This is a genomic window from Methanosalsum zhilinae DSM 4017 (genome assembly GCF_000217995.1).
Lineage (GTDB): Archaea > Halobacteriota > Methanosarcinia > Methanosarcinales > Methanosarcinaceae > Methanosalsum > Methanosalsum zhilinae.
In genome coordinates, this window is record NC_015676.1 from 2,051,029 (window position 1) to 2,066,459 (window position 15,431).

Sequence of the window (15,431 nt, forward strand, 5' to 3'; positions counted from 1 at the left end):
GCAGCCAAGGGGTTTTGCAGAATGAAAATTATCACATTAATCACAGTTTTACTCATAGCAGCAGCAATGATTCCTGCAGTACAGGCAGATAGTAGCCATTTTCCCATAACAATCACTGATGAAATGGGTAATGAGGTTACAATTGATAAAAAACCAGAAAGAATTGTATCGCTCTCACCCAGTAACACCGAGATTCTCTTTGCTGTTGGTGCAGGTGATCAGGTAGTTGGAGTTACCGATTATTCAGATTATCCACCTCAGGTAGAGGAACTGCCACTTGTGGGAGGATTCTACAGTCTCAGCATTGAAAGGGTAGTCTCCCTTGAACCGGATCTGATTGTTGCACAGGTTGGCAACGGTGAGGATACAGTGAACATGCTAAAGGATATCGGTTTTCCTGTGATTGTTCTCAATCCTGAAACTGTTCATGATATAATTACAGGAATAGAGATTGTGGGAGATGCAACCGGCAACAGTGAAACTGCGAGGGTGCTTGCAACAGGCATGAGTGAACATATTGATAGCATTTCCAGTAAGAACAAACATATTGCAGAGGAAGATAGGCCAGGTGTACTCTATGTTGTCTGGTTTGATCCAATCTATGTTGCTGGAAAGAATACATATCCAGGTGATCTTATCGAAATGGTGGGAGGTAAAAATATAATTACTGCAGAGGGATGGCCAATAGCCAGCCTGGAGGATATTGTTGCAGCCAACCCGGAAATCATTATATGTTCAAGCATGGCAACAGGGTCTGATGTTATTGCAGAAACCATAAAGAAAAATCCACTTATGGCACAGACAGATGCAGTCAAAAATGGAAATGTGTTTGCAGTTGAGGAGCCCAGTACCATAGAACGACCTGGGCCAAGAATAGTCCAGGGTATAGACAGTCTGCATGAATACATGTCATCCTACAAGCAGCAGAACAATAACAGTGCTGATGCCGATATTCCACGGATGAATGGTGCTGGTATACTTGCAGCACTGTCCATGATGTTGCTGGTATATACTGCAAAATGCAGAAAAAAATGATCAAATTAAAAGTTTTCAAGAGGCCTCATGCTCAAGTCCAGAAAAACAGCTATTCCTGTACTATTACTGCTTCTTACAGTAACAATAACAGTAAGTACAGCTATCGGCTCCACAAAAATATCTCCATTTATCACGGCACAGATAATGCTCAATTCATTTCTTGAGTTGCTGCTACTGTCAAAATATACGGGCATATATGTCAGTATTCAGGGTGCCTGGAGTACAAGTCAGGAAATCATTGTGACACAGATACGCATGCCCAGAGTGATACTTGCAGTTCTTGTGGGAGCCTCACTTGCTACTGCAGGATGTGTAATGCAGGCACTTTTCAAGAATCCAATGGCAGATCCATATATAATAGGCATGTCATCCGGAGCTGCACTTGGTGCATCGGTTGCATTCTTTTTCAACATGCCAGTCCAGGTCACCTCATTTATTGTTACTGCAGTTACCATATTTGTGGTTTATAACATAGCCAGAGTTGATGGAAAGGTCCCCACAGATACACTTCTGCTGGCTGGAATTGCTGTAGGATTTTTCCTATCTGCGATCACATCCTTTATAATATACCTCTCCCACTCCCCGCAAAACATAATATACTGGATGATGGGAGGATTCTGGAATTCCACATGGAACCGAGTATATATCACAGCAGCTCTGGCAATTATAGGAATAGTGGCCCTGTACCGGCATTCATGGAGTCTTAATGTCATGCTCCTGGGTGAGGAGCAGGCCCATCATCTGGGAATCAATATAGAGTATGTGAAAAAAGAGGTTTTGATATTTTCAGCCCTTATAACCGCTGCTGCAGTGTCAGTCAGTGGAATCATAGGATTTGTAGGCCTTATTATACCTCATATTATGCGAATAATAGTAGGACCCGATCATCGGATTCTTCTGCCAGCCTCAACCATTGCAGGAGCTATTTTTCTGGTATTTTCAGATACCATAGCCAGAACTGCGATGAATTCAGTGGAACTTCCTGTAGGAATAATTACAGCCATGTTCGGTGCACCATTTTTCATATATCTTTTAAGGAAGAGGAGGAAAAAAATCTATGCTTGAGGTCAGAGATTTATGTATTGGTTACTCAAACAAACCAATCCTGAAAAATATCAATATCAGTGTAAAGAAAGGGGAAATGCTGGGTATAGTCGGACCAAATGGTACAGGTAAGACAACACTTCTCAGATCCATCAACAATTTTCTAAAGCCTGAATCCGGGGCTGTTCTGATAGATGGAAAAGATATCAGAAATATGCAGCCCAGGGAAATTGCCAGCAAAATAGCAGTGGTTTCACAGAATATCACTGTAAATTTTGAGTTTACAGTTGAGGATATAGTAATGATGGGACGCACTCCCTATATAAAGGGATCTGAAACCAGTAAGGATTTTGAAATAGTTCGGGATGCAATGGAAAAAACAAATACCTACAGTTTCAGGGAAAGGATTGCAACTACCTTAAGTGGTGGTGAATTGCAGAGAGTGATAATTGCACGAGCTCTTGCCCAGACCCCTGAGATTCTGCTTCTTGATGAACCCACTTCACATCTTGATATTGCACATCAGGTAGAGATACTCAATCTTGTCAAAAGCATTGCAAGAAAAGACATTGCTGTGATAACTGTGATCCATGACCTCAATATGGCAGCTCATTACTGTGATAAGATCTGCATGCTCTATGGTGGAGAGATTCTTGCAAATGGTGAAACCTCCCAGGTTCTCTCACCTGTCAATATAGAACATGCATTCAAGATTCCGGTAGAGGTTAAAATACTGGAACATACAAATTCAGTTCATATATTCCCTGTAATATCTGCAATGGACCAAAACTGCAGAACAACGGTCAACCCGCTATGAAACAGAATTTATTCCACCATTTTTTTGGTGATCTCTGCCACATGTCTTCCCTGAAATTTTGCAACTGAGAGTTCATTCTCACTGGGATATCTGCTGCCATCGGGTGCTGCAATGGTAGAAGCACCATACGGACCACCACCGCTCACCTCATCCATTACAGATATTCCAGGTACTGAGTAAGGAACCCCAGCTATAATCATTCCATGATGCAGCAAGGTTGTATGAAAGCTGAGAATTGTTGCCTCCTGGCCGCCATGCTGGGTTGCAGTGGATGTGAATACACTTCCAACCTTGCCAACAAGCGCACCTTTCTGCCACAAACTGCCTGTAGCATCAAGAAAAGCCCTCATCTGGGCAGTCATCATACCATACCTGGTCGGCACGCCAAAAATTGTTGCATCGCCTTTTGCAAGATCATCTACTGTTGCAACAGGGATATGGGAGAACATTCTTTTGGTCTCTGTTGCCCCCATTTTATCCAGAACCTCCTCTGAAAGCATTTCCTCGACCTGCATCAGTTTGACATCGCTTCCTTTAACCTCTGCTGCCCCTTCTGCTACAGCTTCTGCCATTCTGTATATATGGCCGTATATACTGTGAAATATCACGTTTATCTTCATTCCAAACCCCCAGTAAATTTGAAAAAGCGGGTCATTTATCTACCAGTCTGATTTACTTTTTTCCAATATCAGGAATTCCAACACCTACCACCACAACATGAGTCTCCATTGGAGGATGGGGCCAGCCTTCAGGTGACAGTCTTTTCTCTCTTGTTTTAATTTCAATCTGATCATCGTTGAATCCACATTCTGACATGTATCTGGATATAATATCCCTCCCATGGCTTCTTGCAAAATCAAGTGCCTGAATATACTCATCAAATTTGTACCTTCCAGCACTTGAAAAAACCAGGAAATTTTCATCCGGATGAGTCATGGATTCAGGTTTGATCATTATCTCGACTCTCTTGATACCTTTTCCAAAAAGTGCACCTGCAGCATTACCAACATGAGCAAACTCAGGGACAGTGATATCAGCATCAATTATATTCTTCAGGTCCTGATCATATGCTTTCACAGGTCCTCCAAGAAGCACTACAGGTAAATCCAGTTTGAACCGTACATGTTCACTTTCAGCAAGCATTTCCTCAATTCCCTCACAAGGAATCATTGGCAGCATAAAGGTCAACAGATGGTATGCCATGTTTTGGGTGAATCTCTTCTTCACATAGGTACAGAATTCATATTTCTGCATGTGGGCCAGTTTGGATATTCTGTCAGCTCCAGCAAGTGAAGCATCCCTGCTCCATTGTGTATATTCTCCGAGAACATGGAGAACATCTGTTGGGGTAAAACCAATTGCCTGGACCAGTCTTTTTCTGATCAGTGCATCCATCACCTGTGAGGCAGGAGGTTTTGAGGTCAGATTTGCAATATCTCCAAAGGAGAGAGGGTCATCACCTATAACCCTTAAAAGGTTCTTTTCTGAAGTTGTCAACTCCCCTGCTTTCCTTCCAGTTCTTACAAAAAATTTCGTTGGCTGGATATTCTCATCAAGTGTACTTCTTGGGGTGGGTTGATCACGTTTGAGTTTTTCCAGAAAGCCCTGATATTTAACAGCAGCATAGCATAGAGGGATAACCCTTTTTGGGCCTATAAAAGCCTTCCTGTCCTTGACCCAGATATGACTGTCTCCTCCCATGGCCGAAGTTTCCATTCTTGTGGCCCGGACTCGGGTCTTCCAGCCTCCAACAACAGCACCAGTTTCGCTCAGTTCAGGTACGCCCTTTGACAGAATGGATACATCTGTACTGGTACCCCCCACATCAATAACAGCACATGTGTCCATTCCGGTAAGAAAAGATGCCCCTACCAGGCTTGCAGCAGGACCTGAAAAAATGGTTTCTATAGGTTTTTCAAGTGCATCTTTGATCCCTATCACCGACCCATCACATTTGAGCATCAACATCCTGGCATCGATTCCGCGATTTTTTACTGCTGAGATGGTGGCCTGTATGAATTTCTGGGTTATGGGAATGAGACGGGCATTGAGGGTGGCGGTTACTGCCCTTTCATATACTCCAATATCCTGGGATAGTTCATGACCGCATACCACCGGCATATCCGTCATTTCCTGAACTATTTTTTTAGCTTCCAGTTCATGTTCAGGGTTTCGTATACTGAAATAGGATGATACTGCAAAGGCAGAAACCTTGCTCTTTGTTTTTTTGACAAATGATCTTATATTGCCTGGGTCAAGGGATTCGAGTTCTTCACCATTACTATCATGTCCTCCACTGGAATGCAGAATATCTGCTGCAGGGTACTGCCTGTGAGGGTGATCTCCCAGCAGAATCAGTGCCACAGGATCTCCTGTCCCCTCAAGCACAGTATTTGTTGCCAGAGTAGTGGATACAGAAACAAGATGCACATCTGAAAGCATTGAGGGATCAAGCCCATCGATTGCATTCTCTATACCTTCAAGCATATCAGGGTAGGTTGTCATTGATTTGTTATATTCGACTATCGACCCATCAGAATCTCTTACTATAATAGCATCAGTATACGTGCCTCCTGCATCTATACCCAGACTGTATTGCATAAATTTCACTCCTATAAGTATAATGTAATCATATAATAAAAATGTAAATATAATAGTATGATTTCAGTAACAAAAAGGCAACTATATAGATATTTTACATTGATATACATCAGCTATGGTAAGCAATTCGTTTCCCCTTCATCTCTCTTCAGATAGCTGTCACTCATTAATAGCCTCAGGCTATATACAAAGAAAATTGAACAATTTTGTTATTACAATGCGTCGAATAGTAGTAAGATATAAAGATGTTTCTATTACATTCAAAATGGAATTCATTGCCAAAAATATATAATAACTGCAATCCATAAGGATTGCAGTTTTCTTCTGGTAGGAAATACAGGTTCAAGCAAGGATCAGAGTCCGTAGTTCTTCTCAGGACGGAAGACCTTGACCTCTGATTTATATTTCTCCATGGAGTCGCTCATGAACTGATCCTTGTCATCTGTAAGAGCCTCCAGGTCTGCCTTGGCTTTTGCAAGTGCATTGTCCTCGAATCTGGTCAGTTCAAGGTTGCCTTTCTTACCCTGATCCAGAAGCTTGCAGCATTCCAGAGCTGCATTCTTTGCACGCAGGTACAGGTCATCCCCGTTCTTTGCAATTGCCTGACCAATCTTGAAAGCATTGTCGTAAGCAAGGATATAGCCCTGTGGATCTCTGTATCTGTCAGAAGCAACAAACATGTCCCTCAGGATTTTTTCATTGCCTGATTTGAGTGCAACATTCATCAGTGTACAGTCATAGCCAAGGGTTTCTGCCCAGCACTGTACTGATGTACCACCAAATTCTCCGTGATATTCAACGGATTCATTGGACCACAGGTCACAGCACTGCATGATCAGGTTACCGACCACATCTGAGTGTGCATCTGTTGAGGTCTTACCTTCCTGAGATATTGGAACACCTGCTATTGATTTGACAATTGTGTTCTCATAACCACAGTCCTTTCCTGGGCCTGTTGCACCTGCTTCATATGCCACAAGTGACCTTGAGGCAGCAACTGAACGGGCAATGATTGCCAGAGTGTGGGCAAGGTTCTTGTCAAGCAGACCACCTGCTATAAACATAGCAGTATTTGCCTGGGCACAGTCTGTATCACCGGCTGGAACAACATTGTTTTTCTTTGCGACTTTTGCAATGTCCTGCCAGATATATTCCATATCCATTGCACCCAGACATCCAATACCATACAGTACACCCTGCATGTCGTTTCTCAGGATTGCGTGGTCAAATACCTCTTTACCTCCCATTGTTTCAATGGACAGTAGGTCGGCTCCCTTTGAAGCAACCTCATCAAATGCCTCCATGAGTACTGAGTATTTGTCACCCCTTAATTCAAGGTAGTCACGGTCCTCACGAATGTCACCTGGTGTGTGTCTTAGTGCACATTTGATACCATACTCTTCATGGAACTCTTCCATGATGGTTTTCTGGGCATGTGCAACTTCTCCACCCCACTTGGGGTTGTTGGTCATCTGCTGGACATGTTCGGTTTCCAGAACAACTCCCGGGAATCCTACCTGAACCATTCTGGACATAATGTCTGTGGTGATTTTTTCATATTCCCTTACAAGCTTTTCCTTGGATTCACCTGCAGCAGGTCTTGGGGCATAGTTCACCTCGGGTGTGGTATATCCTGCTCCGATCTCAAGACCAAGTCCGGCTTTAACAGGTTTTGGAGATTTTCCAAAGATCATTTCGTCGGCACTGCCATAGGCCATCTTAGTAAATCTTTTAACTGCCATTTTGATCACCTCTTAATGTTGATGGAACTGCTCCCTCAGCTTACCAATATCTCCACCACTCTTGAGTATAGCATTGGCCATCTTTACAGCATCATTTGCTTCCTCGCCATATACTCCGAGTTCGTACTGTTCCACAAAGTCCTGGTTGACTGCTCCGCCACCACACTGGAATGGAACCTTCACACCACTCTCAACCAGTCTGTCATTGATCTGTTTGAAAGCGAACATGGTGGTTGTCATCAGGGCTGTGCCAGTCAGCATCAGAGGTTTCTCTTTCTTGACAGCAGAGATGACTTCCTCTACAGGAACATCTCTTCCAAGGTCCACAACATCATATCCTGCTGCTCTTAACAGTGCAGCAACGATGTTTTTACCGATGTCGTGTACGTCACCCTCTGCCACATGGCAGACGACTTTACCTTTTGCCTCATGTGTTTTGCTTGATTTGGATTTACAGTAGTCAATACCTTCAAGCATTGCATCTGCAGACATCATCACGTTTGGCAGGAATATTACACCGTCATCATATAGCTTGCTGACAACGTTCATTCCTGTCATCAGATCCTTTATAAGATCAATCGGATCCTTCCCGCCACTTATAGCCTTATCAAGACCTGCAATTACTTCATCTTCATCGCCCTCAAAGATTGCCTGTGCAATCGAGCGAACTGGCTCTTCTTTTGGATAAAGTTCTGCAGCAGCCTCTTCGGGTGCCATTTCCTTTTCCAATTTTACATTGTATCGTACCAGAATATCACTGGGTTTTACTTCTATCATGCCAATACTCCCTTTCGTTTATTTATATAGTCTGAGGTCCATGTGGGTTCACGGCCTCTTTTTAAAGTTTTCCAATCTACTCGTTGAGATTCCTGACTAGGAATCTCTGATAATAGATTAGAATTCATAGTATATAAATATCACTGCCATACATTTCTGCTATATATAGTTATTTTAACATAATAAAATAATTTTTATTTATGTCTTCAACCAAATAACGTCTTTTGATACGTATTATTGAACAAATATAAAAAAAATTATATTAAGTATGTATAATTAGTTCGATATCTTTATATATAATTAATTGATGGAGGCTTTTTAAATCTAATATATATACATTATCCAGAAATGATGAGCAAATATCTGAATGCAGAAAAAGATATTAGTTAATTTCCGGAGGTTGTGATCGTTTTAGGGTTTGAGTTGATTCAATATATGGAAAAAATCTGTAAAAATCTATAAATAGCAGTCTAGAAAAGCAATATCAAGAGACTTATTTTGATAGATCAGAGTTGATAATTAGCCGGAATGAAGCTCTTTACCTCTGCCACATATTTATCCAGACACTCCAGCATGAACTGATCACCATCATCTGTAAAGGACTCAAGTTCCATGCGTGCCTTATGAAGTGCACTACACTCAAAACGTGACATTTTGAGTTTATTCTCAGGAGCCTGTGTAAGCAATCTGCAACATTTGAGAGCTGCATTCTTTGCACGCAGATAAAGGTCATCCCCATCCTTTACAATTGCCTGGCCTATCCTGTATGCATTGTCATATGCAAGGACATATCCCTGGGGATCCCTGTATCGATCTGAAAGCATCAGGATATCTCGCAATATTTTAGCGTATCCGGTCTCTATTGCCACATTAAGCATACTGCAGTCATAGGAGAGTGTTTCTGCCCAGCACTGTACAGACATTCCACCAAATTCACCATGATACTCTACCGATTCATTGGACCACAGATCACAGCACTGCATCATCAGGTTGCCCATTATGTCAGAATGTGCACAGCTTGAGCTTTTGCCTTCCTGGGATATGGGTACACCTGCTATGGACTTGAGAATTGTGTTCTCATAGCCACAATCCTTTGCAGGACCTGTTGCACCAGCCTCATGTGCCACAAGTGATCTCGAAGCTGCAATAGAGCGGGCAATAGTTGCCTGGGTATGGGCAAGGTTCTTGTCAAGCAGACCACCTGCTATAAACATGGCAGTATTTGCCTGGGCACATCCGGGATCTCCTGAGGCAACAGCCCTGTTCTTCTCTGCGATCTTTACAATATCGGTCCACAGATACTCCATATCAATCGCCCCAAGACATCCGATTGAGTACAGTACGCCTTTCATATCGTTTTTGAGAATTGCATGGTCAAATATTTCTTTACCACCCATAGATTCTATAGACAGCATGTCTGCACCACTTGATGCTATCTCTTCAAAGGACTCCATGAGAAGGGAATACCTGTCACCCCGTAGACGCAGTTGATTGTGTTCTTCACGTATATCCGCTGCAGTATGCCTCAGTGCACATTTAATTCCATATTCCTCATGGAACTCTTCCATTATGGTTTTCTGTACATGTGCCACCTCTGCACCCCAGCCGGGATTGCGGGTCATCTGCTGGACATGTTCGGTTTCCAGAACAACTGCCGGAAAACCCAGCTGGATCATTCTCTGCATTATGTCTGTTGTGATCTTCTCATATTCCCTAACAATCTTTTCCCGGGTTTCTGCTGCAGCAGGTCTTGGAGCATAATTTATTTCAGGGATGGTGGATCCTGCCCCAATCTCAATACCAAATCCGGCCTTTACAGGCCTTATGGCACTTCCAAAGACCATTTCATCTGCGTTTTCATAGGCCATTTCAGTAAATCTTTTAAGAGTCATATTTTAAGCCTCAGTGCCTGTGGAATTTGTTTCTGAGCTGTTCTATACTCAGACCTTTAAGTATGGCATCTGCAATTTTTGGTACATCTGCAGCTTCCTCACCATAAATTCCAAGGTCATAATGGGATACAAAATCCTGTGTAACCGCCCCCCCGCCGCATACGAAAGGAACGTTGACCCCATCTTGTTCAAGTTTTTCCTTAATCTGCTTGAAAGAGTGCATTGTCGTGGTCATCAGAGCTGTTCCACTCAGAAACAGGGGTTTTTCTCGTTTAACAGTATCCACAACTTCCTCGACCGGTACATCCCTGCCAAGATCGATCACATCATAACCATTCGCACGAAGAAGTATTGTCACAATCGTCTTTCCAATATCATGAATATCTCCCTCCACCACAAAGGATACCACCTTGCCTTTATTGAACTCCAGAGGTATATGCGACATCTCCTTACAGAACTCAATACCATCGATCATTGCGTGTGCTGAAATGATCACATCCGGAAGATAGATAACACCTTCATCATAAAGCCTGGATACGATCTCCATACCTACCATCAGAGCTTCGTTTATAAGATAAAGCGGATCCATTCCTGAATCCATTGCCCTTTGCAGGCCCTCTATGACTTCATCCTCATCACCTTCAAAGATAGCCCTGGTGATCGGGCGGATCATTTCATCTGCTGGATAGAGTTCTTCAGCGGCTTCCTCAGGAGTCATGCACTCTTCCAGTTTGACATTGTATCTTACAAGAATTCGGTCAGGATTTATATCAAGCATCAAAATACGTCCCTATGATTAATCCATGCCAACAGGCTCTTAGTATCATTGACCCCGCTGTTAGTATTATTTTTGATGATCGTTTCCAATATAGTCTTACTGAAAACTATATAAAATCTGTGCATCAGCATGGAAAAAAGATAAGAACTTATAATGACCTTTCTCTACAGACAGCAACAATGACATCCTGAGCATTCCAGTTCCCACGACTGAACTTTGTTTCCTTGTAAACAAGTGTCCCATCCCTGCTCATGAGAGGACAGGTGCATATTGAAGATTTGCCTTTAATGACATCAGAAAGCATTGTAGCAACTTCAAGCTGGTGGTTATGCGAATGCAGGGATACCAGATTCATGCCTGTCAACTCATCAGAACGATACCCTAATCTTCTGAGCGCTGAAGCGTTTGTATAAAGGATCCTGCCACTGTAATCCATTATAAAAAGAAAATCCTCAATGGATTCAAGAATATTCTGTATCTCTTTCTGACTCCTTCTTGTATCGGATTCATCCTTGATCTTTCCTATAAGTGTTCCTATTCGAACAGCCACGGCTTCTATGGAATTGCGGGTTCTGGAAGGGATCTCATATTCACTGTATGACGCAAGAAACATAACTGCAACAAGTTTTGCATCTGATAGAATGGGGATAATAGCAGTGGATGCCAGTCCTTCATCTTTCAAGTGGTTTTCCCTTGTAATAGATATTACCTCTGAGTGCAATTTGTATATGGGATATCCGGTCTTGAAAAGTCTTGCAGGCATTGAATTTGCATCATAATGGGATGTATGTTCAATAAAATTGGGAGATAGTCCACTATGAACAACTATATTCAGGTCACCTGTAATCTCATCTACAATGTAAAGGGCGCCACAATCAATCTCATTCATCTGCAGGGTAAATTCCAGAAACTGTTCAAATGTTTCCTGAAGGTTTCCAGTTGGACTGAACAGACACCCTACATCAGATTCAATATTCATAAAGCTGTTTGTCCGCTTGCGGTCAGTTATATCAACAATTATACCCTGATAGTGATCTAAATTTCCTTCTTCATCTGCCTGCATGAAGGTCCTCTCATCAACCCATCTGACCTCTCCTGAACGGGTGATTATTCTATACTCCTGTGAAAAATCAGTATATCCTTTCTCAAAACGTTTTGCTATTTCGGTCTGGACATTCTCAAGATCGTCAGGATGGATTATATCTCCATACAGGAGCTTTCCTGATGTGAAGTCTTCAGCAATGTATCCAAATTTTTCAATATTTTCAGATACAAACACCACAGGCCAGTTTTTTTCAGCCTTCCACATAAAAACAATTGCAGGGCTTGTTTTGATCACATTCTGGAGCATTTTCTGGACTTCGAGGGAATCAATCAGTTCATCTTCCTTTTCTTTCTGTTCTGTCACATCCCTTATTGTAATCATTACAGCAGGTTTTCCCTCATGGTGTATCGAAGAAAAATTGATCTCAGCTGGAATCCTTGTACCGTCGGTGGATAACAGTTCTACCTCATAATGGCGTACCGGGTCATTATCGCTTTTCAGGCACTTGTTGTATCTTTTAAGGATCATCCTTCCATATTCAACAGGAAAGAAGTCAAGAAAGGGCCTGCCAATCAATTCCTCTTTTGTACTTCCAGTGATTTCACAGAACTTGGAATTCACAAAATTCAGCTTATCTTCCTGTACGATTACAATCCCATCATTACCTTTTTCCACAAGTGTGGAGTACTTTTTCTCAGAAGCCCTGAGTGCCTCCTCCGCCAATTTATTATTAATTATTCTCCACATATCCTGCACAATCAGGGTCACATTCTTTGTATCTGACTGTAAATACTGATTCTCCCGGTCCCATACGCAAGCAACCACTGTCAGGTCCCCCTCATCAAAAACCGGGACACTCAGTGTCCTGTTAACAGGGAGATGACCGGGAGAAAACATTTTCTCAATTACAGGGGACAATTTACATTTTTCTGAACAGCCATACGGTTCTTGTATGACATCTTTTAGAAAATCAGAAACCTGAGATTTATCAGATACACGTTCCTGATAGAAAATATTCTTCCCATGATTTTCATAGAAAATGTATATATTTATTTTTTCATTGTTGTTATCAATCAGTGCCATATATCCTGCCCGACTGCGGGTAAGATATACAGATTTTCTAAGGGCAAAGCCAGCAATGTCATCAACTGACGAATCTGTCATCTGATTGAGTTCAAGTAGTGCTTCAGTTCTGGATTCATCAAGAAGAAGAGCGTCCTCAGTGTTTTTTTTCTCGCTAATATCACGTATCGTGACCATCACAGCAGAACGGGCCTCGTGGTCAATGGATGAAAAGGTAACTTCAGCAGGTATCAACCTGTTATCTTTGGAAATTATCTCTATTTCATATACCCGTGAAGGGGTGCTCTCCTTATTCAGCCTTTTTTGATACCTTTTTGTTACCATTCTAAAATAGTCAACAGGAACAAAATATAGTAATTGTTTGCCGAGAGTTTCTTCTTTACCATAACCTGTAATCTCACAGAATTTCGAATTTACAAATTTGAGTACATCATCCTGAACAATAATTATCCCATCATTGGCACTTTCAACCAGTGTGGAATATTTCTTCTCAGAAGACTTTAGTGCTGCTTCAGTTTCTTTCCACTCAGTAACATCCTCAAGCGCCAGTAGTATTGATTCCGGTTCGCCTGTAACCGGAGTGACTTTTCTGGCATTGATGAGCATTATTCTTTTACCGATATTCTCAAATTCAAATTCTATCTCAAAATTATCAAAACTTTTATCCTGGGGTAGTATTTCATCAAGAAGCTGTCTAAGCTTTGGGATGTTCCATTCACCATTGCCAAGATCATATAATAATCTGCCCTCAGTTTCCTGTAGAGTTGTCCCAAATAACCGGTAGAATGACCTGCTTGCAAAAACAATACGCAGGTCCCTATCAAGGATCAGTATCGGTTCTCTGATGGTATTGACAATACTCTGGAAATACTCATTACTTTCCTTTTGACACATTTCCATATGTTTTTTTCCTGTAATATCAATCAGTATACTCTCATAGTGTGTTATCTTACCTTCGCTGTTTCTGCATGGAAAAGTCCTGATACTGGCCCAGCGGATACTTCCATTGTTGGTCAGGATCCTGCATTCAAAGGAAAGTTCAGGTATTTCACCAAACCTGAGTCTCATCATTTCATCTGCAAGAAGGTCAAGATCATAAAATATATCGGCATAGGACATTCCTGAAGTTACAAAATCATCAGGCGAATAGCCCAGGTGACATATATTTTCTGACACGGATTCAACAGATAAGTCCGGATCTGCCTTAAGGACAAAAATAATCATAGGGCTGTTTTCGATTATTTTCATCAGTTCTTCCTGCATATTGAAAGAAATGATCCGGATCCTATTTTCAGCTTGCCCCTGATCAAATACATTATTAGCGGAAATACTAGCACCCCTTTTGAACCATTATATTAAACCGGACAGTTCGTAGCTTTAATATAAGGAAATACATAAAACTATGTTTGCACAAACTATATATATTATTATGATTTTCAGATATTAAGGTTCACACCTGAGGCGATACTTCCTTTCAATCCAATCTACTCAGAATATCGTTTTTATTAGGTGTGAACATTATCCTTTAGAGAACATAAATTCTAATGATCGTGATCATGTGTATGTAGCTGTTTAATATGTATTCCCTTTTCTTCAAATATTTCTTTTATTGATGATTCAACGATTTCTATAAGTTTCTCAGAAGAGATATTCGAAATTGCAGACAGGATGTTAAGTTTTGAAGAAGAAGGCCCGTCTTGGGGTTCTATCACCTCTATCTGGGGAGATTCATAATAAGCGGTAACACTTGCCTTTATTACCTCATTACCGGTATTTAGATAGATTTTTATGTGGCCCACAAATTCAGGATTCAGAGCCTCTACCCTGGCCTTGATTGTCATTATAATGCTCTCAGCCATTTCATCTGCTCTCAGGTCATCAATTCCTTCATCTATCACAAATTCACGGGCATAGGTAGCAATACCAGAACATGCAATTGAATCCAGCTCTTCACTGGACAGCTCACTTATAGCCTCAAGCTGCATTTTCTGGTCTTCAAACAGCATTTCTATAAATTCTCTGAAATCCTCATCTTCCTCTTTTGCAGAAAGTGCCATTACTCTTGCATCTGGATTGAGCTGATGAACCGATTCTTTGATTATTGGTAGTTCTATTGGATCTATCAGGTCCCTCTTATTGATCACCAGTATTTCGGCATCGATGATCTGGCGCTGGGAAAAGTGTTTTACTTCTTTTAGAAGATGTTTGAACCTGCTGCCATCTATCAGTGTTACAAGGGGAGCAAATTTTACATCAGGTATATCCATTAGCATGATCTCATTTCTGATAACATGAGGAAATGCAATACCTGTTGGCTCGATCAAAAGAAAATCAGGATTATAGGTATTTCGAAGCTTTGATACCGTGAATTTCATATCTCTTTTCAGACTGCAGCATATACAGCCACTGGTCAGTTCAGTAGTATCAAAGCCATACTTTGAAATCACCTCGCCATCTACACCAACCTCTCCGATCTCATTTACGATGATAGCCACACGATGTCCCAGCTTGTTGAGATACTTTCCAAGCTTGAGTACTGTCGTTGTTTTACCGCTTCCCAGAAATCCACCAATTATCAGAACTCTCATGATCTATTAATTCTCCGGATAAACTATTA

General features: G+C 41.5%; 11 protein-coding genes. 3 read left to right on the forward strand and 8 right to left on the reverse strand.

Translation table 11 applies throughout. From position 1 onward, the window contains the following. Positions 1 to 21: 21 nt before the first annotated feature. Genes MZHIL_RS09770 through MZHIL_RS09780 form a run of 3 tightly spaced genes read left to right on the forward strand, consistent with a single transcriptional unit; the run spans position 22 to position 2,896 of the window. The gene (locus MZHIL_RS09770; protein ID WP_013899216.1) at positions 22 to 1,035 is read left to right on the forward strand and encodes a cobalamin-binding protein; all 1,014 of its coding nucleotides are present in this window, start codon (positions 22 to 24) and stop codon (positions 1,033 to 1,035) included. A 27-nt stretch (positions 1,036 to 1,062) separates the two neighbouring features. Then, positions 1,063 to 2,100: a FecCD family ABC transporter permease gene (locus MZHIL_RS09775; protein ID WP_013899217.1), complete on the forward strand. Its 1,038-nt coding sequence runs from the start codon at positions 1,063 to 1,065 to the stop codon at positions 2,098 to 2,100. Next, entirely contained in the window at positions 2,093 to 2,896 is an 804-nt protein-coding gene (locus tag MZHIL_RS09780; protein ID WP_013899218.1) for a heme ABC transporter ATP-binding protein, read from the forward strand. Before MZHIL_RS09775 ends, MZHIL_RS09780 begins: the two co-directional genes overlap by 8 nt. An 8-nt stretch (positions 2,897 to 2,904) precedes the next feature. Here MZHIL_RS09780 and wrbA read toward each other — a convergent pair whose 3' ends face one another. The 8 genes from wrbA to MZHIL_RS09820 form a co-directional block, all read right to left on the reverse strand. Continuing rightward, positions 2,905 to 3,516 carry an NAD(P)H:quinone oxidoreductase gene (gene wrbA, locus MZHIL_RS09785; protein WP_013899219.1) on the reverse strand — a complete coding sequence of 204 codons (612 nt, stop codon included), beginning with the start codon at positions 3,514 to 3,516 and terminating at the stop codon, positions 2,905 to 2,907. 52 nt (positions 3,517 to 3,568) lie between these two features. Next, on the reverse strand, positions 3,569 to 5,497 hold the full coding sequence (locus tag MZHIL_RS09790; RefSeq protein ID WP_013899220.1) for a hydantoinase/oxoprolinase N-terminal domain-containing protein: 1,929 nt from the start codon (positions 5,495 to 5,497) through the stop codon (positions 3,569 to 3,571). Positions 5,498 to 5,850: 353 nt separating this feature from the next. After that, positions 5,851 to 7,239, reverse strand: a complete 1,389-nt coding sequence (mtaB, locus tag MZHIL_RS09795; RefSeq protein WP_013899221.1) for a methanol--corrinoid protein co-methyltransferase MtaB — start codon at positions 7,237 to 7,239, stop codon at positions 5,851 to 5,853. A gap of 12 nt (positions 7,240 to 7,251) precedes the next feature. Further along, positions 7,252 to 8,016, reverse strand: a complete 765-nt coding sequence (gene mtaC / locus MZHIL_RS09800) for a methanol--corrinoid protein MtaC (RefSeq protein ID WP_013899222.1) — start codon at positions 8,014 to 8,016, stop codon at positions 7,252 to 7,254. Positions 8,017 to 8,522: 506 nt separating this feature from the next. Beyond that, on the reverse strand, positions 8,523 to 9,908 hold the full coding sequence (mtaB, locus tag MZHIL_RS09805) for a methanol--corrinoid protein co-methyltransferase MtaB (protein WP_013899223.1): 1,386 nt from the start codon (positions 9,906 to 9,908) through the stop codon (positions 8,523 to 8,525). A gap of 10 nt (positions 9,909 to 9,918) precedes the next feature. Then, entirely contained in the window at positions 9,919 to 10,686 is a 768-nt protein-coding gene (mtaC, locus tag MZHIL_RS09810; RefSeq protein WP_013899224.1) for a methanol--corrinoid protein MtaC, read from the reverse strand. A gap of 148 nt (positions 10,687 to 10,834) precedes the next feature. Next, on the reverse strand, positions 10,835 to 14,062 hold the full coding sequence (locus tag MZHIL_RS09815) for a PAS domain S-box protein (RefSeq protein WP_013899225.1): 3,228 nt from the start codon (positions 14,060 to 14,062) through the stop codon (positions 10,835 to 10,837). A 293-nt stretch (positions 14,063 to 14,355) separates the two neighbouring features. Then, a complete protein-coding gene (locus MZHIL_RS09820; protein ID WP_013899226.1) occupies positions 14,356 to 15,402 on the reverse strand; it encodes a GTP-binding protein in 1,047 nt (348 codons plus the stop codon). Positions 15,403 to 15,431: the final 29 nt, after the last annotated feature.

Excerpts from the sequence above, each read along its gene's own strand:
- wrbA (WP_013899219.1), bottom strand. The coding sequence starts at position 3,516 with ATGAAGATAAACGTGATATTTCACAGTATATACGGCCATATATACAGA.
- MZHIL_RS09770 (WP_013899216.1), top strand. The coding sequence starts at position 22 with ATGAAAATTATCACATTAATCACAGTTTTACTCATAGCAGCAGCAATG.
- MZHIL_RS09775 (WP_013899217.1), top strand. The coding sequence starts at position 1,063 with ATGCTCAAGTCCAGAAAAACAGCTATTCCTGTACTATTACTGCTTCTT.
- MZHIL_RS09815 (WP_013899225.1), bottom strand. The coding sequence starts at position 14,062 with ATGAAAATAATCGAAAACAGCCCTATGATTATTTTTGTCCTTAAGGCA.
- mtaC (WP_013899222.1), bottom strand. The coding sequence starts at position 8,016 with ATGATAGAAGTAAAACCCAGTGATATTCTGGTACGATACAATGTAAAA.
- MZHIL_RS09790 (WP_013899220.1), bottom strand. The coding sequence starts at position 5,497 with ATGCAATACAGTCTGGGTATAGATGCAGGAGGCACGTATACTGATGCT.
- MZHIL_RS09780 (WP_013899218.1), top strand. The coding sequence starts at position 2,093 with ATGCTTGAGGTCAGAGATTTATGTATTGGTTACTCAAACAAACCAATC.
- MZHIL_RS09820 (WP_013899226.1), bottom strand. The coding sequence starts at position 15,402 with ATGAGAGTTCTGATAATTGGTGGATTTCTGGGAAGCGGTAAAACAACG.
- mtaB (WP_013899221.1), bottom strand. The coding sequence starts at position 7,239 with ATGGCAGTTAAAAGATTTACTAAGATGGCCTATGGCAGTGCCGACGAA.
- mtaC (WP_013899224.1), bottom strand. The coding sequence starts at position 10,686 with ATGCTTGATATAAATCCTGACCGAATTCTTGTAAGATACAATGTCAAA.
- mtaB (WP_013899223.1), bottom strand. The coding sequence starts at position 9,908 with ATGACTCTTAAAAGATTTACTGAAATGGCCTATGAAAACGCAGATGAA.